This is a genomic window from Streptomyces sp. NPDC006739 (assembly GCF_042869815.1).
Classification (GTDB): domain Bacteria; phylum Actinomycetota; class Actinomycetes; order Streptomycetales; family Streptomycetaceae; genus Streptomyces.
The window spans coordinates 78,398-98,101 of record NZ_JBIAGM010000021.1 but is presented as its reverse complement, the minus strand read 5'-3'; the positions used below and the strand labels follow the sequence as shown (position 1 = coordinate 98,101).

Below are 19,704 nucleotides of genomic sequence, written 5' to 3'. Positions count from 1 at the left end.
CCTTCTCGCAGCACAGCGCAACACCAAGTGCCGCGAAACCTGGTCCTGTGGAGCAGTTTGGAGTGCTCGCCACCCTGTCAAGGTGGAGGCCGCGGGTTCAAATCCCGTCAGGACCGCAAGTCGAGGCCCGTATCCGTCCTGGATGCGGGTCTTTCGCACGCCTCGACAAGAACCACCCTCGCCACCCCGCCAAGGCGGAGGCCGCGCCCGCGGCGCAGCCGCGATCAAACACAGCAAATCCCGTCAGGACCGCAAGTCGAGGCCCGTATCCGTCCTGGATGCGGGCCTTTCGCACGCCTCGACAAGAACCACCCTCGCCACCCCGCCAAGGCGGAGGCCGCGCCCGCGGCGCAGCCGCGATCAGACACAACAAATCCCGTCAGGACCGCAAGTCAAGGCCCGTATCCGTCCTGGATGCGGGCCTTTCGCGTACCCCCCGCCCTTGACTGCGTCACATTCGGTCGGTACCCAGAAGACAGGGTCCGTTCCCCGTGCGGTCTCCGGAGGTGGCGTATGGCGGCATCGGTCAGGCATGAGACGCGGGCGCTCCTGAGGGCTCATCTGTCGGCCGCCTCGGCCTACCGGCATCTGACCCGCCACTGCCCGATCTGCCACCGCCTACTGCGGCTGGCGATGGACTCCGCCCCACGAGCCGCACAGGCGACCCGGACGCCCCAGGCGCCCCAGACAGCCCCGGAGGGTCCCGTGGAGGCCAGGGAGACCACCGGCGCCCTCGACGGCCTCGGAAGCGACAGTCCCCCTGGTGCCTGACGTCCGGTCGGCTCAACACCCGCCCCACGCACGGACACTGGCACCGCGCGACCTCCAATAGCGTACGGACGACGGCACCGACAAGCCGAGCGGTATGTGACGGGTGTCACCGCATGAGTTTCCGAAACAACGGTACTTACACCTCTCCTACAACTGGTCAATTTAATATGTGCAATTGCACCAGCCCCAGAGGTCGTCCACAACGGATCCGACACCCCTCCCCAGACTCCGACAAGGCCGCTCACAAGTGCGGCCCTCCCGCCACGCCGAGCGCACAAAAAAGATCGCGCTGGACTCGGCGGAGTCCAGCGCGATCTACGACGCACCCTGTGTCGCGTGCCTAGAAAGTTCCGTTCGGCTTGGGCGTGGGGCCTGTTGGGGCAGATCCCGCGTCGCTTGGAGCTAGGGTTTCGGGCGCCTCGGCCAGTTGGGGGAACGGCCGCCTTGCCCGGTATTCAGTTGTTCAGGCCTCGCTGCGCTGCTGCGGGATGCCCGCGAGCAGTGCGCGGACCTCCGCCTCGCGGTAGCGGCGGTGCCCGCCGAGCGTACGGATGGAAGTGAGCTTGCCGGCCTTCGCCCACCGCGTGACCGTCTTGGGGTCGACACGGAACATGGTGGCGACCTCAGCCGGGGTCAGCAGCGGCTCGGCATCAGGGGTGCGAGCGGTCATGAGCGGCCTCCTCGGGAGAACCGAACCTTCTCGGTTCTTTCCTCTAAATTCTGCACCTTGACCCGCGTTGCCCGAAATGGCGGACGCGAGTCGAGTCGGTTATAGGACGAACGGCTTGTCCTCGGCACTACAACTACACCATCTGTCCAGCCGCGTCGGCCAAACCGATGGAATTGCCCTCCCAGGTGTTCATCAGCGACGGAAGCCGATGGACCATGCCATAGCGGACAGTCACGCCACTGTGACGATCAGTCACAGGACGATCAGGAGTCACCAGACCCCCCAAAGCGTGCAATGCGGAGATTCCGCCCATGGTGGAGCATAGTTGGGCGGACAGAGTCCTCCCCGGACTCCTTGTCCTATTTTGGCACGAGGGGCGGCAAGAGACGCAAGGGCCGCGTAAGTGCCGTCCATCACCCTTGAGGACAAAAGCCCGGATCGGGACAACGTCCCATCAGGTGGTTCAAGTGCCGTTGACCGTACGTCCTCCAGCGACGTTTGGGCCGTGACGTATGTCACTTTCCGTCGCGCCGGTTTGAACGTCAGTTCGCCGAACGCCGGTCCTGGACCGCTCGCCACCGCTCCACGAGCCGCCCGTACGCCTCCCCGGCGGCCGTCGCGTCGCCCCGGCGCAGCGCGTCGATGCCGTAGGCCACATCGGCCGCCGAGTGATCGCCCTCCAGCTCCTCGGCCGGGAGCGTGTGGACCAGCCCGCCGTAGTCGAGTTCCACCAGCGAGCGCGGGTGGAACTCCTCCAGCCATCGGCCGACGTCCAGCAGGCCGTCGATCAGCGGCCCCTCCTCGATGGTGTCCCGCAGCGTGCGCAGCCCCCGCGCCACCCGGCGCCTGGCCTGCGCCATCGGCGTGCGGTAGCGCAGCAGGGGCGCCTCCTCGGCGGAACCCTTGGCGTACTCCCGCTCCTCGTCGGAGACGAGCACGAACCAGTTCAGCGGCACCTGCCAGGTCGCGGTGCGGATCCAGGGGCGGGCGTCGGGATGGCGGGCCAGCCAGCGCTCGTAGTCCTGGCCGGCCTGGTGGCGGACGAGCGGGGGCAGCACCGCGTCCAGGACCGACGGCGGCAGCTCCTCGGCAAGGTCCCCGAGGGCCTGCCAGCCACGCAGCCGGGTGCGCCAGGGGCAGACGCAGACCACCCCGCCGACGTCCGTGACGAAGGCGTCACCGCTCTCGTGCACCGGCACCGGGATCGGCGGGGTGGGCAGCAGATCGGCCAGCGAGCGGCGCAGTTCCTCCTGGTAGGAGGGGCGGTCGGGACGGCGCGCGTAGCGCTCCCAGTACCCGCGCTCCGGCTCCGGGAAGGCGGCCAGCGGCTCGTACACACGCAGGTACGTGGCGTACGGGACGACCACCGAGGACACCTTGGGCACGCCTGCTCCCTCCCCATCGGGCCCAGCTCGAAACCACGGCAAATCGTCCCACGGTCATGCGTGCTTACTCGGCGCGAGAGGGTGATCCTGAACACTGCGCGGATGGCTGGTGGGCACAGGCTCTACGCTCGTGCCACAGCACCCGCCACCCGCACGGGAGCTGGTCTGAGGACCGCCGCTACTTTTCAGGAGTCACCACAGTGACCGACGTGAACGGCGCACCTGCTGATGTACTGAACACCCTGTTCCACTCGGATCAGGGCGGTCATGAGCAAGTCGTGCTCTGCCAGGACCGGGCCACCGGCCTCAAGGCCGTCATCGCCCTCCATTCCACCGCCCTGGGCCCCGCCCTCGGCGGTACGCGCTTCTACCCGTACGCGACCGAGGCGGAGGCCGTCGCCGACGCGCTCAACCTCGCGCGCGGGATGTCGTACAAGAACGCCATGGCCGGTCTGGACCACGGCGGCGGCAAGGCCGTGATCATCGGGGATCCGGAGCGCGACAAGACCGAGGACCTGCTGCTCGCCTACGGCCGGTTCGTGGCCTCGCTCGGCGGCCGGTACGTCACCGCCTGCGACGTCGGCACGTACGTCGCCGACATGGACGTCGTGGCCCGCGAATGCCGCTGGACGACCGGCCGCTCGCCCGAGAACGGCGGCGCCGGCGACTCCTCCGTCCTCACCGCCTTCGGCGTCTACCAGGGCATGCGCGCCTCCGCCCAGCACCTGTGGGGCGACCCCTCGCTGCGCGGCCGCACCGTCGGCATCGCGGGCGTCGGCAAGGTGGGCCACCACCTCGTGGAACACCTGCTGGCGGAGGGCGCCGAGGTCGTGATCACGGACGTACGGCAGGACGCCGTCGCCCGCATCACGGACAAGCACCCCTCCGTGCGCCCGGTCGCCGACACCGAGGCGCTGATCCGGGTCGAGGGCCTCGACATCTACGCCCCCTGCGCGCTCGGCGGTGCCCTGAACGACGACTCCGTGCCGGTGCTGACCGCCCGGGTGGTGTGCGGCGCGGCCAACAACCAGCTCGCCCACCCGGGCGTGGAGAAGGACCTCGCCGACCGCGGGATCCTCTACGCGCCGGACTACGTGGTGAACGCGGGCGGGGTCATCCAGGTGGCCGACGAGCTGCACGGCTTCGACTTCGACCGGTGCAAGGCGAAGGCGGCGAAGATCTTCGACACCACGCTGGCCATATTCGCACGTGCGAAGGAAGACGGGATTCCGCCGGCCGCCGCGGCGGACCGGATCGCCGAGCAGCGCATGGCGGAGGGCCGGGCGAGGGGCCGCGCCGGGGGCCCGGCGGAGAGCCCCGCGACGCGCTGATCGCACAGGTGAGCGGTACCCGTCGGCGGGAACTTCGAGAGAACTCTCACTCTCACCGGCGGGTCGTGCCCCGATAAGTGGTTAAAATCGCCACTGACCAGCGAGGACGGGGCGCCTCGAAGGTCCTGTGCACACGCGCGTGCTGCGGGCGACGTACCGTATGGGCGCGGGCTCAGGTACCGTGGAAGCCCTACGGACCGGCCTCTCCACGGAGAGTCCGTTCCAGATCATGAACGCGTGTCAGACTCTGGGGCCGTCGAGCCCCGTCGTTGAGGGGGTCGAGCCATGGGGCGCGGCCGGGCCAAGGCCAAGCAGACGAAGGTCGCCCGCCAGCTGAAGTACAACAGCGGTGGGACTGATCTCTCACGCCTGGCCGAGGAGCTGGGCGCATCGACGTCGAATCCGCCGCCGAACGGCGAGCGGTTCGAGGACGATGAGCAGGACGACGACGATCTGTATTCTCGGTACGCCGACCTCTATGAGGACGACGACGAGGACGAGGACGACCAGTCCTCACAACACCGTCGCGGAGCTTGACCTTGCATTGAGCACCCACCCGGTCGGTGACTTCGGTCACCGACCGGGTTCTGTGCTGCCTGCGGGGGCTCAGCCGGCGTAGTCGCCGACGAGAGCCGCGCCGGTCTCGTGGTCGCCGCGGTCGGTGATCTCGCCCGCGACCCATGCCTCGACCCCACGGTCGGCCAGGGTCGTGAGGGCGACGTCCACGGACTCCTGCGGGACGATCGCGATCATGCCCACGCCCATGTTGAGGGTCTTCTCCAGCTCCAGGCGTTCGACGTCGCCGGTCCGGCCGACGAGGCCGAAGATCGCGCCCGGGGTCCAGGTGGACCGGTCGACGACCGCGTGCAGCTCGTCCGGGACGACCCGGGCCAGGTTGGCGGCGAGTCCGCCACCGGTGACGTGGCTGAAGGCGTGCACCTCGGTGGTGCGGACGAGGGCCAGGCAGTCCAGCGAGTAGATCTTGGTCGGCTCCAGCAGCTCCTCGCCGAGGGTGCGGCCCAGCTCCTCGATGTGCGCGTCGAGGGCGAGACCCGCCTGGTTCAGCAGGACATGCCGGACCAGGGAGTACCCGTTCGAGTGAAGCCCGGAGGACGCCATGGCGATCACCGCGTCACCCTTACGGATACGATCCGCGCCGAGCAGCCGGTCGGCCTCGACCACGCCCGTACCGGCCCCGGCGACATCGAAGTCGTCCGCGCCCAGCAGCCCGGGGTGTTCGGCGGTCTCGCCGCCCACCAGGGCGCAGCCGGCCAGCACACAGCCCTCCGCGATGCCCTTGACGATGGCGGCGACCCGCTCGGGGTGAACCTTGCCGACGCAGATGTAGTCCGTCATGAACAGCGGTTCGGCACCGCACACCACGATGTCGTCCATGACCATGGCGACCAGGTCGTGGCCGATGGTGTCGTACACGCCCAGCTGGCGGGCGATGTCGACCTTGGTGCCCACGCCGTCGGTGGCGGAGGCGAGCAGGGGCCGCTCGTAGCGCTTGAGGGCCGAGGCGTCGAAGAGGCCGGCGAAGCCGCCGAGGCCGCCGAGGACCTCGGGACGCCGGGTCTTCTTCACCCACTCCTTCATCAGCTCGACGGCGCGGTCGCCCGCCTCGATGTCGACACCGGCAGCCGCGTAGGAAGCACCGGGAACAGCAGTCTCAGACATTGCCTGGGATCTTTCGGGTTGGTTTCTACGAGGCCTACGGGCGACGGATCGCGTCGGCGGCGGCCGTGGCGGCCGGTCCGGCGGCCAGCTCGGTCTCCAGGAGCTGCTTGCCGAGCAGCTCGGGGTCCGGCAGCTCCATCGGGTACTCGCCGTCGAAGCAGGCGCGGCACAGGTTCGGCTTGGCGATGGTGGTCGCCTCGATCATGCCGTCGAGGGAGATGTACGCCAGCGAGTCGGCGCCGAGCGAGGTGCCGATCTCGTCGATCGTCATGCCGTTGGCGATCAGTTCTGCGCGGGTGGCGAAATCTATGCCGAAGAAGCAGGGCCACTTCACCGGCGGCGAGGAGATCCGGATGTGGACCTCGGCGGCGCCCGCCTCGCGGAGCATGCGGACCAGGGCCCGCTGGGTGTTGCCGCGCACGATCGAGTCGTCGACGACGACCAGGCGCTTGCCCTTGATGACTTCCTTCAGCGGGTTCAGCTTCAGCCGGATTCCCAGCTGGCGGATCGTCTGCGAGGGCTGGATGAAGGTGCGGCCCACATAGGCGTTCTTCACCAGACCGGCGCCGAAGGGGATGCCGGACGCCTCCGCGTAGCCGATGGCCGCCGGGGTGCCGGACTCCGGAGTCGCTATGACCAGGTCGGCCTCGACCGGGGCTTCCTTCGCGAGCTTGCGGCCCATCTCCACCCGGGAGAGGTACACGTTCCGGCCGGCGATGTCGGTGTCCGGGCGGGCCAGGTACACGTACTCGAAGACACAGCCCTTGGGCTTCGCTTCCGCGAATCGGGAGGTACGCAGTCCGTTCTCGTCGATGGCGACGAACTCGCCGGGCTCGATCTCGCGGACGAAACTCGCGCCGCAGATGTCCAGGGCGGCGGACTCGGAGGCGACCACCCAGCCGCGCTCCAGCCGGCCGAGGACCAGCGGGCGGATGCCCTGCGGGTCACGGCCCGCGTAGAGGGTGTGCTCGTCCATGAAGACGAGGGAGAAGGCGCCCTTGACCTTGGGCAGCACCGCGTGGGCGGCCTCCTCGATGGTCAGCGGCTTGCCGTCGTCGTCGACCTGGGCCGCGAGGAGCGCGGTCAGCAGGTCGGTGTCGTTGGTCGCCGCGACCCTGGTGGAGCGGCCGTTGGTGTCCTTCGGCAGTTCGGCGACCATCTCGGCGAGCTGCGCCGTGTTGACCAGGTTGCCGTTGTGGCCGAGCGCGATCGAGCCGTGCGCGGTGGCGCGGAACGTCGGCTGGGCGTTCTCCCACACGGAGGCGCCGGTGGTCGAGTAGCGGGCGTGTCCGACCGCGATGTGACCCTGGAGCGAACCGAGCGAGGTCTCGTCGAAGACCTGGGAGACCAGGCCCATGTCCTTGAAGACGAGGATCTGGGAGCCGTTGCTGACCGCGATTCCCGCGGATTCCTGACCCCGGTGCTGGAGGGCGTAGAGCCCGAAGTACGTGAGCTTTGCGACCTCTTCGCCCGGAGCCCAGACACCGAAGACGCCACACGCGTCCTGGGGGCCTTTCTCACCGGGGAGCAGATCGTGATTGAGTCGACCGTCACCACGTGGCACGCCACCGAGTGTAGGCGAGGTCGACCACTGGTCCGAATTGGGGATACGCGCCGGTAACGTGTCAGCGGGTGTGGATCACCTTGGCGGTTTCTACATTTCGGCAGGTCAGAGCGTCGATGACGGATACGGACCGGGCTTCGGACATCTTCGGCGGCGCGTCGGCGGACCCGATCGCCGTATCCGTGAGTGAGGTGTCGCACATCATTCGGGTGCGCCTCGCCCGGGCCGGGACGCGGTCGGCTACGCCATGAGCGGCAGCAACCCGTCGAGGTCCGCCCGTCCCCCGCTCGCCCCGACCCGAGCCTCCTCCACGGCGGTCTTCCAGGCCAGCCGCCCGGTGGCGAGCCGGATCCAGGTCAGCGGGTCCGTCTCGACGACGTTGGGCGGGGTGCCGCGGGTGTGCCGGGGGCCCTCGACGCACTGCACGACGGCGTAGGGCGGGATCCGTACCTCGGTCGAGCCACCGGGCGCCTTCACGGCGAGGGCGTCGGCGAGCAGGCGGGTGGCGGCGGCCAGGGCCTGACGGTCGTACGGGATCTCCAGACCCGGCACGGCGGCGTGCAGGTCGTCGGTGTGGACGACGAGTTCGACGGTACGGGTGACCAGGCAGTCGTCGAGGGACAACGCGCCCGCGCCGGTGTCGAGGAGCCGGGTGCCCGGGTGTTCGTCGAGGAGGGCGCGCAACGACTCTTCGACCTCGGTGAGGTAGGCGTCGAGGTCGGGGTGGCCGGCGGCCAGACCGCGGGTGAAGTCGGCGACGTCGGCGGCGCGGGCGGCGGTGGAGAAGGCCCACTCGACGACCGTCGCGGTCGGCTTCGGCGGGGCCGGCAGCTCCAGGGCGCGGTGGACGGCGGTGACCGCCATCCCGATGTGCGCGACCAGCTCGCGTACGGTCCACCCGTCGAGCCGGGTGGGCAGCGCCAGCTGCTCCGGGGTGAGGCCGCGCACGGCGTCCCGTACGTGTCCGAGCTGGGCGAAGACCGCCGCGCGGGTCCTGGCGGGGTCGTAGCTGCGAGCGCGCTTCTTGGCCGGTGGCATGGCGGCGAGCCTATGCCCTCACGCACGCCCGCGGCCCCGCCCGTACGAACGGGCGGGGCCGCGGGCGTCGTCGGACGCCTATGCCAGCAGCGCCGGGATGGTGTCCTCGTGCGCCTTGCGCAGTTCCGCCAGGGACAGCTCGAACTCTCCCTGGACCTCCACCGAGTCGCCGTCCACGACACCGATGCGAACCGCCGGCAGCCCCCGCGCCCCGCACATGTCGTTGAAACGGAGCTCCTCCGAGCGCGGTACGGCCACCACCGCACGGCCCGCCGACTCCGAGAAGAGGAAGGTGAAGGCGTCCAGCCCGTCCGGTACGACCAGACGCGCGCCCTTGCCGCCCAGCAGCGCCGACTCCACGACCGCCTGGACCAGACCGCCGTCGGACAGGTCGTGCGCGGAGTCGATCATGCCGTCGCGGGAGGCGGAGATCAGGATCTCGGCCAGCAGCCGCTCCCGCTCCAGGTCGACCTTCGGGGGCAGCCCGCCGAGGTGATCGTGGATCACCTGCGACCAGGCCGAGCCGCCGAACTCCTCGCGGGTGTCGCCCAGGAGATAGAGCAGCTGGCCCTCCTCCTGGAAGGCGACCGGGGTGCGCCGGGCCACGTCGTCGATCACGCCGAGGACCGCGACCACCGGGGTCGGGTGGATGGCCACGTCGCCGGTCTGGTTGTACAGCGAGACGTTGCCGCCGGTCACCGGGGTGCCGAGCTGCTGGCAGGCGTCGGCCAGACCGCGGATGGCCTCCGCGAACTGCCACATCACCGCCGGGTCCTCGGGCGAGCCGAAGTTCAGGCAGTCGGAGACGGCCAGCGGCTTGGCGCCGGTGGTGGCGACGTTGCGGTACGCCTCGGCGAGCGCGAGCTGGGCGCCGTGGTACGGGTCGAGCTTGGCGTACCGGCCGTTGCCGTCGGTCGCGATGGCGACGCCGAGGCCGGTCTCCTCGTCGATCCGGATCATGCCGGAGTCCTCGGGCTGGGCGAGGACGGTGTTGCCCTGCACGAAGTGGTCGTACTGGGAGGTGATCCACTTCTTCGACGCCTGGTTCGGCGACGCGACCAGCTTCAGGACCTGGTCCTTCAGCTCCTCGCCGGAGGAGGGCCGGGGCAGCTTGTTGGCGTCGTCGGCCTGGAGGGCGTCCTGCCAGTCGGGGCGGGCGTACGGGCGCTCGTACGTCGGGCCCTCGTGGGCGACCGTGCGCGGGTCGACGTCGACGATCTTGCCGCCGTGCCAGTAGATCTCCAGCCGGTCGCCGTCGGTCACCTCGCCGATGACGGTGGCGATGACGTCCCACTTGTCGCAGATCTCCAGGAACCGCGCGACCTTGTCCGGCTCCACGACCGCGCACATGCGTTCCTGCGACTCGCTCATGAGGATTTCCTCGGGCGAGAGGGTCGAGTCGCGCAGGGGTACGTCGTCCAGCGTCACGCGCATGCCGCCGGAGCCGTTCGAGGCGAGCTCCGAGGTGGCGCAGGACAGGCCGGCCGCGCCGAGGTCCTGGATGCCGACGACCAGCTTCTCGCGGAAGGCCTCCAGGGTGCACTCGATGAGGAGCTTCTCCTGGAAGGGGTCGCCGACCTGGACCGCCGGACGCTTCGACGGCTTGGCGTCGTCGAAGGTCTCCGAGGCGAGGATCGAGGCGCCGCCGATGCCGTCGCCGCCGGTCCGGGCGCCGTACAGGATGACCTGGTTGCCCGCGCCGGAGGCCTTGGCGAGGTGGATGTCCTCGTGCCGCATCACACCGATGGCACCGGCGTTGACCAGCGGGTTTCCCTGGTAGCAGGAGTCGAAGACGACCTCGCCGCCGATGTTCGGCAGGCCCAGGCAGTTGCCGTAGCCGCCGATGCCGGCGACGACACCCGGCAGCACGCGCTTGGTGTCCGGGTGGTCGGCCGCGCCGAAGCGCAGCGGGTCGACGACCGCGACCGGCCGCGCGCCCATGGCGATGATGTCGCGGACGATGCCGCCGACGCCCGTGGCCGCGCCCTGGTACGGCTCGACGTAGGAGGGGTGGTTGTGCGACTCGACCTTGAAGGTCACGGCGTAGCCCTGGCCGACGTCGACGACACCGGCGTTCTCGCCGATGCCCACCAGCAGCGCGTCGCTCTGCGGGGCCTTCTCGCCGAACTGGCGCAGGTGCACCTTCGACGACTTGTACGAGCAGTGCTCGGACCACATGACGGAGTACATGGCGAGTTCGGCGCCGGTCGGGCGGCGGCCGAGGATCTCCACCACCCGCTCGTACTCGTCCTTCTTCAGACCGAGTTCGGCCCAGGGCAGCTCGACGTCGGGGGTCTCGGCCGCGTGCTCGACCGTGTCCAGAGGCGTCCTGCTCATGCGGTGACCAGCTTCTTGAGGATCGAGGTGAAGAACGGGAGGCCGTCGGTGCGGCCGGACCCGATGAGGGGCTCGACGGCGTGCTCGGGGTGCGGCATGAGGCCCACGACGTTCCCGGCCTCGTTGGTGATGCCGGCGATGTCCCGGAGGGAGCCGTTGGGATTGAAGTCCCGGTACCGGAAGACGACCCGGCCCTCGGCCTCCAGCTTGTCGAGCGTGTACTCGTCGGCGACGTACCGGCCGTCCATGTTCTTCAGCGGGATGTGGATCTCCTGGCCCGCGCGGTAGTCGCCGGTCCAGGAGGTCTCCGCGTTCTCCACCCGCAGCTTCTGGTCGCGGCAGATGAAGTGCAGGTGGTCGTTGCCGAGCATCCCGCCCGGGAGCAGGTGGGCCTCGGTGAGGATCTGGAAGCCGTTGCAGATGCCGAGGACCGGGAGGCCGGCCTTCGCCTGCTCGATGACGGTCTCCATCACCGGCGAGAAACGGGAGATGGCGCCGGCCCGCAGATAGTCGCCGTAGGAGAAACCGCCGGGCAGCACCACGGCGTCGACCTGATGAAGGTCCTTGTCCTTGTGCCAGAGGGCGACCGGTTCGGCGCCCGCGAGGCGGATCGCACGCTGGGTGTCCCGGTCGTCGAGACTCCCCGGGAAAGTGACGACGCCAATACGAGCGGTCACTTCGCGGCCTCCGCGACTTCCGCGGCCTCTTCCACCTTGACCGTGAAGTCCTCGATCACAGTGTTGGCGAGGAAGGATTCCGCGAGATCGTGGATGCGGGCGAGCGCGGCCTCGTCGACCGGCCCGTCAACTTCCAGTTCGAATCGCTTTCCCTGGCGAACGTCCGAGATGCCTTCGAAACCAAGCCGCGGCAGTGCGCGCTGCACCGCCTGGCCCTGGGGGTCGAGGATCTCCGGCTTGAGCATGACGTCGACTACGACGCGTGCCACTGGCACTCCCGGTGTGTGGTGCTGAGCAGGTTCCTTCAGACTACCCGCACAAAATTTCTACGCGAGTAGAGTTGTAGGAAACTACGTGACGGGCGTCACGATCCGGTGTCGAACGGGTGCGCTCACGAAAAATTCTGGGAAAGTTCGCCCGGCGGGTCCGCGACGGGTATTGCCCTGGGACACGCGGACGGTTTTAGTCGGTCTTCACTTTCCATTGCCGGGCACTGTACAAATGAATTGGCAATAGCCGATACTTTGCCCAATAACTGGCGGACAGTCGACATCTCCGCCGTATCGCCGTGACGTCTTGGCACGTCATCGCGGACGGAGTGTCGCACGAAGGGACCGATATTCGTGGCGCAGAAGGTCGTGGTCACTCTCTTTGACGACATCGACGGCTCGGAAGCGGCGGAAACGATCGCCTTCGGACTCGACGGCAAGTCGTACGAGATCGACCTGAATGAAGTGAACGCCAAGAAACTGCGCAAGGCGCTCGCGCCCTACGTGGAGGCCGGCCGCAAGCGGTCGAGGTCGGGCAAGGCGTACCGCCAGACGGAGGTCGCCCCCGATCCGGCGGCGGTGCGCGCCTGGGCCCAGGCGAACAAGATGGACGTCCCCGCACGCGGACGCATCCCCAAGAAGGTCTACGAGGCGTTCAGCGCCGCGCAGTGACCGTCCGGGGCGGCACCCTCAGGGCCCGTCAGCGGACCCTGGGGGCAGCCGACTTGCGCTACCCCCCTGCTGATCAGCTAATGTCTGGAGCACGCCGAGGGGCAAGGCCGAAAGGCCGGATCCCCGGAGTACATGCGGGTGTAGTTCAGTAGCAGAACATCCCCCTTCCAGGGGGAAGGCGCAGTGTGCAATTCCTGTCACCCGCTCTGCACCGCCGTCCGGACCACACTTGTGGATCAGGTAGGCTGGTGCTCGCACCGATCGGTGGGAGCCGATCGGGAGCAGTGCGGACGTAGCTCAGTTGGTAGAGCGCAACCTTGCCAAGGTTGAGGTCGCGAGTTCGAGCCTCGTCGTCCGCTCGGGAATGAGACCCCGGTCCACTGGACCGGGGTCTTTTCATATCCGCGCAGTACACGTCCCCGCACGTCGGTGTGAAGGTCGCCACATCCCGGCGGCCGACCACCGAACTGCCCGGCACGTCACCACGCACGGGCTCAGGAGATCATCCGTACCGCATGCGCCGGAAACCGTTGCACCGCTCCGGAGTTGACGCCGACCCGGCCGTCCCACCCCGCTGTGACAAAGCCCGGGGGCGCGGAACCGCCATCCATAAGTGCGTCCCGTCCGGCGCCAGGTTGGGTATAGTTGCTTCCGCGCCACGGCGCACTGCGGACGTAGCTCAGTTGGTAGAGCGCAACCTTGCCAAGGTTGAGGTCGCGAGTTCGAGCCTCGTCGTCCGCTCCGATCACGAAGGCCCCGGTCACCGACCGGGGCCTTCGTCGTGGGCTCACTTCCGGCTCACTTCCAGCCGACACCGGTCAGCCGCTCGTACGCCTCCACGTACTTCGCCCGGGTCGCCTCCACGACCTCCCCCGGCAGCGCCGGCGGGGGCTGCTCGCTCTTCCTGTCCCAGCCGGACTCGGCCGAGGTCAGCCAGTCCCGGACGAACTGCTTGTCGTACGACGGCTGCGCGCGGCCCGGCTGCCACTGGTCGGCCGGCCAGAAGCGGGAGGAGTCCGGGGTGAGGACCTCGTCGGCGAGGACCAGCGTGTCACCGTCGAAGCCGAACTCGAACTTGGTGTCGGCCAGGATGATCCCCCGGTCCCGGGCGATGTCCCGGGCGCGGGAGTACACCGCGAGGGTGGCCTGACGCAGCTGGGCCGCCGTCTCGGCGCCGACCTGGCGGGCCACCTCCTCGTAGGAGACGTTCTCGTCGTGCTCGCCGACCTCCGCCTTGGTGGCCGGCGTGAAGATCGGGCCGGGCAGCTCGGAGCCGTCGACGAGGCCTTCGGGGAGGGCGAGGCCGCAGACCGTACGGGACTCCTGGTACTCGACCAGACCCGAGCCGGTGAGGTAGCCGCGGGCCACGCACTCCACCGGGACCATGTTCAGGGACTTGCAGATCAGGGTGCGGCCCGCCCAGTCAGCGGGGGCGCCCTCCGGCAGCTCGGTGCTCAGGACGTGGTTGGGCGCCAGGTCGGCGAGCTGCTCGAACCACCACAGGGAGAGCTGGGTGAGAACGCGGCCCTTGTCGGGGATCTCGGTCGGCAGTACCCAGTCGTAGGCGGACATGCGGTCGCTGGCGACCATCACGAGGTCGCCCGCCTCGTTCTGGTACAGCTCGCGCACCTTGCCGGTGTGCAGGTGCACCAGACCCGGAACCTGGATCGGCTCGGGCTTTTCTACGAATCCGGACACGGTTCCTCCCCGTGGTTCTGTACGAGTGGCTCGATTGTCCCGTATGAGCGGGCGCTCTCGGACAGCGGGGCGGTCCTGGACAGCGGGTCAGTCGCGCTTGCAGATGCGGTCCAGCAGGTTGGCGGTGGCGCGCTGGATGCGCGGGTCCACGTGTTCCGGGCGGTCCAGGGCCGGGGACCAGGCGAACGTGCCGGACGCGAAGACCAGGGCGCCGGAGGGGGCCCGGTACAGGGATGTCTCCTGGTGGCGCAGGATGCCGTCGTTGTCGGTGTAGGGGGAGTGGGCGAGCAGGATGCGCTCCTCGTGCTCGGGGAGCGGGGTGCGCGGGAAGTAGCGGTCGGCCTCGCCGGCGACCAGACCCGCGATCTCGTCGCCCTCGTGCGCGCCGGTCGCCTCCCACAGCCAGTGGTCGGCGTTGCGCACGATCAGGGGATGCGGTTCCGGTACGCGGCCCGCGTACTGGATGCCGACCAACTGCTGCTCGGGTCGGTCGATCTCGCGCCAGAGCACCGGTTTGCCCGGGCCCTTGCGTTTGCGGCAGGTCAGCAGGCGGTCCGGGACACCTGAGGGGGCGGGGGCCAACTCCACCTGCCAGTACATGGTGTTGGCGGAGAGGAAGACCAGCGAGGTGCCGCTGTCCCGGGCCAGCTCGGCCGTGCGGCGCATCTGCGTCGACCAGTACTCGTCGTGGCCGGGAAAGACCAGGCCCCGGTAGCGGGTGGGGTCGACGCGGCCGGCGTGCAGGTCGCGGGCGTCGGCGTAGGCCAGGTCGTAGCCGTAGCGCTCGGCCCAGCGGATGAAATCGTAGGCGTGGCCGACGTGCAGCGGCAGGCCCGCGCCCGCGTACGGGCGGTCGAAGGAGACCGTGGTCGCGGCGTCGGCCTCGCCGAGCAGCCGGCCCTTGTCGTCCCAGGCGTGGTAGAGGCTGGCGCCGGTGCGGCCGTCCTCGGGATAGAGGTTGTACGCCTGCCAGGTGATGTCGGGCAGCAGCAGGAGCAGGTCGGCCGGGTGGTTGTCGCGGATCGTGAACGGCACGTGGGAGCGGTAGCCGTCGGCGGTCGTCAGGACGGCGACGTACGCGCCGATGCTCCAGTAGGAGGGCACCTGCAGCCGCCAGGAGAGCCACCAGTGGTGGCAGGAGACCGTGCGGTCGGCGGTCAGCGGCGGGTGCTGCACGATGCCGGAAAGGCGGGGGCTGGTGGTGATCTTGGCGGCGCCGTCGCCGCCGTAGTGACCGATCCGGTAGATGTCCACGCTGAACTGCTGGGGCGGGTCGACGGTGATGTGGAAATCCACCGCCTCGCCCGGCGCGACCGCCCCGGTGGAGGTGAAGCCCTTGATCTGGCGGTGCACGTCGTCGGCCGAGCGGGGGTCGCCGCCGCCCGCGGCGCGGGGAGCGGGCACGCGGGGGGTTCCCTTGGAGCGCGGCGGGGCGGGATCGTGCGAGGGAACCGGGTCGACGTACCAGGGGACGACATGGCCGGTGTCGTCGAAGTAGGTCTCGCTGCCGCGCAGCCAGGGGACCGGGCCCTGCCCGAAGGGGTCCGTGACGGCGTGCGCGAGCGCTCCCGACTCCCAGCGGCGGATCTGGTCCGAGCCCATGGTCGCTCCCCTCCCTCGTGCCCCCGTGGTCGCTTTCGGTCGTCCTGTCGTATGTCGCAAGCCCTTGCCATGTGCGCGGTCGATCCCAGCACATCACATAACGCACGCGCTTGGTCACTATTCGTTGCGAATTGACCTGAAGTGGAAGCTGGTACTCCGTTACGGCGTCCGGTGCGGGGCGGGTCAGACGAGCCGCACCGGCTTCTCCGGGCGTATGCCCGTGGCCGCGAGCCAGGCCCTCAGCGGCCCGGGGTCCCCGTCCTCCACGAGGCTGAGGACCCTCGGGGTGAGATCGGCCGCTCTCTCACCGTGCAGCAGGAGGGAGGGGCCGTCGAGCCAGTCCAGCCCCGGCACCGCCCCGGCCGTGTCCACGGCGGCGCAGCACACCATCGCCGTGACGTGATCGGCGAGCAACTCCCGGGGGCCGCGCGGGGGCTGGAGGGGGAAGAGGGGCAGAACGCAGTCGTCCCAGAGGGGCGTGGGGGCGGCCGACGCGGGGACCGGCGCGGCCGGGGCGGAAGCCGCCGTGTCCGGGTTCCGCCCCGGATCAGCGGCCTTCGGTACGGCACCGGCCTCCTCACGAGCCAACTCGGCACTGAGCCCTGCGGCCAGGGCGACGCTGCGGGGGTTGTGGGCGTCGGGGTCATCGACGCCGGCACCGGGGTGCGGGGAGTTGGCGGTGCGGGCGGGGGCGTCCTGGGGGGCGGTGCTGGGGGCGTCGGCGCGCGCTGCTGCGGGGGCGTCGGCGCCGTCACCCGCGCTGCGGCCAGCGGGCCCCACGGGCGCCGAGTCGGGGGCCGGCGCGGCGGTGGTGTGTCCGGTTGCCGTGTCGTGGGCTGGGGCCGTGGCGCGGGTGGTGGTCGGGTCGGCCGGGCCGGTGGGCTCCGGGACGGGGGCCTGGGCGTCGGCGGCCTGTTCGGCTGCCCTGCCCGGCGCGGCGGCCGTGGCGCGGGTGGTGGTCGGATCGGCCGGGCCGGTGGGCTCCGGGACGGGGGCCTGGGCGTCGGCGGCCTGTTCGGCTGCCCTGCCCGGCGCGGCGGCCGGGCCGGGGGCTGCGTCGCCGGTCGCGGGGCCGGTGGGCTTCGGCTCGGGGGGCCGGGCGGCGGAGTGGCCGGTTGCCGTGTCATGGGCGGGCGCCGGTGGCGGGCGGTGGGGGTCTGTCAGGTGGTCCATGACGCGGGCCAGGGTGGGGCCTCCGGGGCCGGGGTCGGCGGGGTCCGGGGTGGTGCGGACGCCGAGGGAGTCGAGGACGCGGTGGAGGCGGGCCGCATCCGTGCGCCAGGTGCGGTCCACGACCTCCTCCGGGTACTCCTGCCAGCCCACCGGCGCCCAGTCGGGACCCGGCTCGGCGGGGCCGCCGTGGAAGAGGCGGGCGGCGAGCAGGGAAGCGGCCTCGTCGATCGCGCCGGGCTCCTCCAGCAGGTCGCAGGCGGGGCGTTCACCCAGCCGCGAGGCGAACCCCTCGGCCAGACGGTCCCGCCGGGACAGCTCGGTGAGCGCGGCGACGACACCCGCGTCCAGCCGCGACGGCCAGCGGCCCATCCGCCAGGCCGGCAGCGCCACCCGGGTCAGCAACCGGTCCCAGCCCGCGTACGCCAGCCCGACCTGCTCCTGGGCGACGATCCGCAGCCCGTAGTCCACAGCCTGTGCACGCTCGGCCGCCGCCGCCGCGACCCCGCGCTCCATCTGCGCGGCATGCTCCCGGCAACCGCGCAGCAGCAGCCGGGCCACCCAGCCGAGCCCCGCGCACACACCCCTGGTCAGCGGGCAGCGGCCGGGCGTCGCGGCTACGGCCACCGCCGCGTCCAGCCCCCGTACGAAGCGGCGCGCGGCGGCTATGTCGGGGTGCGCCGAGGGGCCCGTGCCCGCGACGACCGGGGCGAGGACCGCCCGCAGCTCGCCCACGCGCATCCACCACAGGAACGGCGAGCCGATGACCAGGACGGGCGCGGTGACGGTGCGCCGCTGGGCGCGCCGGCCGGGTCCCGTTATCTCGTCGAAGGCCTTGGGCGCGGGCGGCCCGTGGGCCGGATGCGTACGGTCCTCCAGCCAGCTGTCGCAGTCCGGGGTGAGCGCTATGGCGGAGGGCACCGGGACGTCCAGGCGCTCGGCCAGATCACGCACCATCCGGTACAGATCCGGGGCGGACTCCTCCGGCACCGGGACCGTCGGCGTCACCGCCGGGCGGGCGCGGGCCACGACCAGACCGATACCGGCCGCGACCAGCAGCACCAACAGGGCGAGCGCGCTCACCGCCCACCGCGCCACATCCCAGTCGGGGCCGGCGAAATGGCCGGTCGAACCGCCGGAGAGCAGGATCACCGCGGCCGCCGCGGGCAGGACGGCCACGCCCAGCGCCCGACCGCGCACGCGCAGTACGGCGAGGGCCCGGGAGCGCGCGGCCTGCGCGCCTGCCTCCATGCCGATTCCGGTCACGAGCGGACCTCACCCCCTCCCTGCGGTCCTCGGGCTGTCCTGGCGTTGCTCACTCCCCCACTGTGGCACCCGCCACTGACATCGCAATGCCGGTGGGCCAAGTGCCGGAACGCTTGCGCGGCACCCTAGTTGGGGCTCGGGCCCCCGTCACCCGGATACGGCACCGGTCACTCGATGGAATGGCTTTGGTCAGAGGTGGAGGACGGACAGCAAGGATCAGGCCCCGGATTTTCGTCCGGGGCCCTGAGGGCGGCCCTTGGGCCGGGGGAGGTCGTATGGGGACTGGTCAGGCGCCTGCGGCCGCCTTCGCCGCGATGTCCGTGCGGTGCTGGGAACCGTCCAGGCGGATCCGGTCCACCGCCCGGTACGCCCGTTCCCGCGCCTGGCCCAGATCCTCGCCGACCGCCGTGACGGACAACACACGCCCGCCCGCGCTGACGACCGCGTCACCGTCGAGCCTGGTCCCGGCGTGCAGGACGTAGGCGTGCGGGGCGTCCTCGGCGGCCACCTCGTCGAGGCCGGTGATCGGGTCGCCGGTGCGCGGGGTGCCGGGGTAGTTGTGCGAGGCGACGACCACGGTGACGGCGGCGTCGTCGCTCCAGCGCAAGGGCGCCAGATCGGCGAGGGTGCCGTTCGCCGCGGCCAGCAGCACGCCGACCAGCGGGGTGCGCAGGCGGGCCAGGACGACCTGGGTCTCGGGGTCGCCGAAGCGGGCGTTGAACTCGATGACCCGCACGCCCCGGCCGGTGATCGCGAGACCGGCGTAGAGCAGCCCGGAGAACGGGGTCCCGCGTCGACGCATCTCGTCGACGGTGGGCTGCAGGACGCTCTGCAGGACCTCCTCCACCAGCTTCGGGTCGGCCCACGGCAGCGGGGAGTACGCGCCCATGCCGCCGGTGTTCGGTCCCTCGTCGCCGTCCAGGGCGCGCTTGAAGTCCTGCGCGGGCTGGAGCGGGACGACCGTCACGCCGTCGGTGATCGCGAAGAGCGACACCTCGGGACCGTCGAGGAACTCCTCGATGACGACCCGCTCGCACTCCGCAGCGTGGGCCTTCGCCACCTCGATGTCGTCGGTCACGACGACGCCCTTGCCGGCGGCGAGACCGTCGTCCTTGACGACGTAGGGCGCGCCGAAGGCGTCGAGGGCCTCGGCCACCTCGTCGGCGCTCGCGCAGACGTACGACCGTGCGGTCGGGACACCGGCCGCCGCCATCACGTCCTTGGCGAAGGCCTTGGAACCCTCCAGCAGCGCGGCCTCCCGGGAGGGGCCGAACACGGGGACGCCCGCCTCGCGAACGGCGTCGGCCACCCCGGCGACCAGCGGGGCCTCGGGACCGACGACGACCAGCCCTGCGTCGAGTTCCGTGGCCAGCGCGGCCACGGCCTTGCCGTCCAGGGCGTCGACCCGGCGCAGCTCGGCGACCTCGGCGATACCTGCGTTGCCGGGGGCGCAGTACAGCGCGGTGACGTCGGGGTCGAGGGACAGGGAGCGGCACAGGGCGTGTTCGCGGGCGCCGCTGCCGATGACGAGGACCTTCACGGGGGTCAGCCTAGCTGGCGTTCCCGCCGAGGGG

Annotated in this window: 16 protein-coding genes and 4 tRNA genes; 8 read left to right on the top strand and 12 right to left on the bottom strand. The window is 70.6% G+C overall.

The window, feature by feature from the left end; all coding sequences use genetic code 11:
- Nucleotides 1-41: 41 nt before the first annotated feature.
- Nucleotides 42-116, top strand: a tRNA-Asp gene (locus ACFYMM_RS33125).
- 397 nt (nt 117-513) lie between these two features.
- Nucleotides 514-771, top strand: a complete 258-nt coding sequence (locus tag ACFYMM_RS33120; protein ID WP_388393389.1) for a DUF6274 family protein — start codon at nt 514-516, stop codon at nt 769-771.
- A 463-nt stretch (nt 772-1,234) separates the two neighbouring features.
- Here ACFYMM_RS33120 and bldC read toward each other — a convergent pair whose 3' ends face one another.
- A complete protein-coding gene (bldC, locus tag ACFYMM_RS33115; RefSeq protein WP_003949541.1) occupies nt 1,235-1,441 on the bottom strand; it encodes a developmental transcriptional regulator BldC in 207 nt (68 codons plus the stop codon).
- 542 nt (nt 1,442-1,983) lie between these two features.
- Entirely contained in the window at nt 1,984-2,826 is an 843-nt protein-coding gene (locus tag ACFYMM_RS33110; protein WP_388393387.1) for a hypothetical protein, read from the bottom strand.
- Between the two features lie 200 nt (nt 2,827-3,026).
- Here ACFYMM_RS33110 and ACFYMM_RS33105 point away from each other — a divergent pair, with 200 nt between their 5' ends.
- Together ACFYMM_RS33105 and ACFYMM_RS33100 are read left to right on the top strand one after the other, a co-directional pair.
- Nucleotides 3,027-4,157 (top strand): Leu/Phe/Val dehydrogenase, encoded by a 1,131-nt coding sequence (locus ACFYMM_RS33105; protein ID WP_388393384.1) that lies wholly within the window; start codon nt 3,027-3,029, stop codon nt 4,155-4,157.
- Nucleotides 4,158-4,442: 285 nt separating this feature from the next.
- On the top strand, nt 4,443-4,694 hold the full coding sequence (locus tag ACFYMM_RS33100; protein WP_388393381.1) for a DUF3073 domain-containing protein: 252 nt from the start codon (nt 4,443-4,445) through the stop codon (nt 4,692-4,694).
- Between the two features lie 69 nt (nt 4,695-4,763).
- Here ACFYMM_RS33100 and purM read toward each other — a convergent pair whose 3' ends face one another.
- The 6 genes from purM to purS all read right to left on the bottom strand — a co-directional run bounded on the left by purM (nt 4,764) and on the right by purS (nt 11,722).
- The gene (purM, locus tag ACFYMM_RS33095; RefSeq protein WP_388393379.1) at nt 4,764-5,837 is read right to left on the bottom strand and encodes a phosphoribosylformylglycinamidine cyclo-ligase; all 1,074 of its coding nucleotides are present in this window, start codon (nt 5,835-5,837) and stop codon (nt 4,764-4,766) included.
- A gap of 34 nt (nt 5,838-5,871) precedes the next feature.
- On the bottom strand, nt 5,872-7,401 hold the full coding sequence (gene purF, locus ACFYMM_RS33090; protein ID WP_388393377.1) for an amidophosphoribosyltransferase: 1,530 nt from the start codon (nt 7,399-7,401) through the stop codon (nt 5,872-5,874).
- Nucleotides 7,402-7,641: 240 nt separating this feature from the next.
- Nucleotides 7,642-8,439 (bottom strand): sterol carrier family protein, encoded by a 798-nt coding sequence (locus ACFYMM_RS33085; RefSeq protein ID WP_388393374.1) that lies wholly within the window; start codon nt 8,437-8,439, stop codon nt 7,642-7,644.
- A 78-nt stretch (nt 8,440-8,517) separates the two neighbouring features.
- A complete protein-coding gene (gene purL / locus ACFYMM_RS33080) occupies nt 8,518-10,776 on the bottom strand; it encodes a phosphoribosylformylglycinamidine synthase subunit PurL (RefSeq protein ID WP_388393372.1) in 2,259 nt (752 codons plus the stop codon).
- Complete coding sequence (purQ, locus tag ACFYMM_RS33075; RefSeq protein WP_388393369.1) at nt 10,773-11,453, bottom strand: phosphoribosylformylglycinamidine synthase subunit PurQ; 681 nt, start codon at nt 11,451-11,453, stop codon at nt 10,773-10,775. Before purQ ends, purL begins: the two co-directional genes overlap by 4 nt.
- Nucleotides 11,450-11,722, bottom strand: coding sequence for a phosphoribosylformylglycinamidine synthase subunit PurS (gene purS / locus ACFYMM_RS33070; protein WP_067056252.1), 273 nt, complete (start codon nt 11,720-11,722; stop codon nt 11,450-11,452). The genes purQ and purS overlap by 4 nt, the downstream gene beginning before the upstream one ends.
- Before the next feature lie 354 nt (nt 11,723-12,076).
- On the opposite strand from purS, the gene ACFYMM_RS33065 reads away from it, so the two are divergent.
- The 4 genes from ACFYMM_RS33065 (at nt 12,077) to ACFYMM_RS33050 (ending at nt 13,135) form a co-directional block, all read left to right on the top strand.
- The gene (locus ACFYMM_RS33065) at nt 12,077-12,394 is read left to right on the top strand and encodes an Lsr2 family protein (protein WP_388393367.1); all 318 of its coding nucleotides are present in this window, start codon (nt 12,077-12,079) and stop codon (nt 12,392-12,394) included.
- A gap of 134 nt (nt 12,395-12,528) precedes the next feature.
- Nucleotides 12,529-12,600: transfer RNA gene (locus tag ACFYMM_RS33060), tRNA-Gly, on the top strand.
- A gap of 80 nt (nt 12,601-12,680) precedes the next feature.
- Nucleotides 12,681-12,753: transfer RNA gene (locus ACFYMM_RS33055), tRNA-Gly, on the top strand.
- 309 nt (nt 12,754-13,062) lie between these two features.
- Nucleotides 13,063-13,135 (top strand) — tRNA-Gly (locus ACFYMM_RS33050).
- Nucleotides 13,136-13,192: 57 nt separating this feature from the next.
- On the opposite strand, the gene ACFYMM_RS33045 is transcribed toward ACFYMM_RS33050, so the two are convergent.
- The 4 genes from ACFYMM_RS33045 to purD all read right to left on the bottom strand — a co-directional run bounded on the left by ACFYMM_RS33045 (nt 13,193) and on the right by purD (nt 19,670).
- Nucleotides 13,193-14,092 carry a phosphoribosylaminoimidazolesuccinocarboxamide synthase gene (locus ACFYMM_RS33045; RefSeq protein WP_388393364.1) on the bottom strand — a complete coding sequence of 300 codons (900 nt, stop codon included), beginning with the start codon at nt 14,090-14,092 and terminating at the stop codon, nt 13,193-13,195.
- 87 nt (nt 14,093-14,179) lie between these two features.
- A complete protein-coding gene (locus tag ACFYMM_RS33040; RefSeq protein ID WP_388393361.1) occupies nt 14,180-15,694 on the bottom strand; it encodes a N,N-dimethylformamidase beta subunit family domain-containing protein in 1,515 nt (504 codons plus the stop codon).
- A gap of 183 nt (nt 15,695-15,877) precedes the next feature.
- Nucleotides 15,878-18,115 carry a hypothetical protein gene (locus ACFYMM_RS33035; protein WP_388393486.1) on the bottom strand — a complete coding sequence of 746 codons (2,238 nt, stop codon included), beginning with the start codon at nt 18,113-18,115 and terminating at the stop codon, nt 15,878-15,880.
- Nucleotides 18,116-18,416: 301 nt separating this feature from the next.
- Complete coding sequence (gene purD / locus ACFYMM_RS33030) at nt 18,417-19,670, bottom strand: phosphoribosylamine--glycine ligase (RefSeq protein WP_388393358.1); 1,254 nt, start codon at nt 19,668-19,670, stop codon at nt 18,417-18,419.
- Between the last annotated feature and the right edge of the window lie 34 nt (nt 19,671-19,704).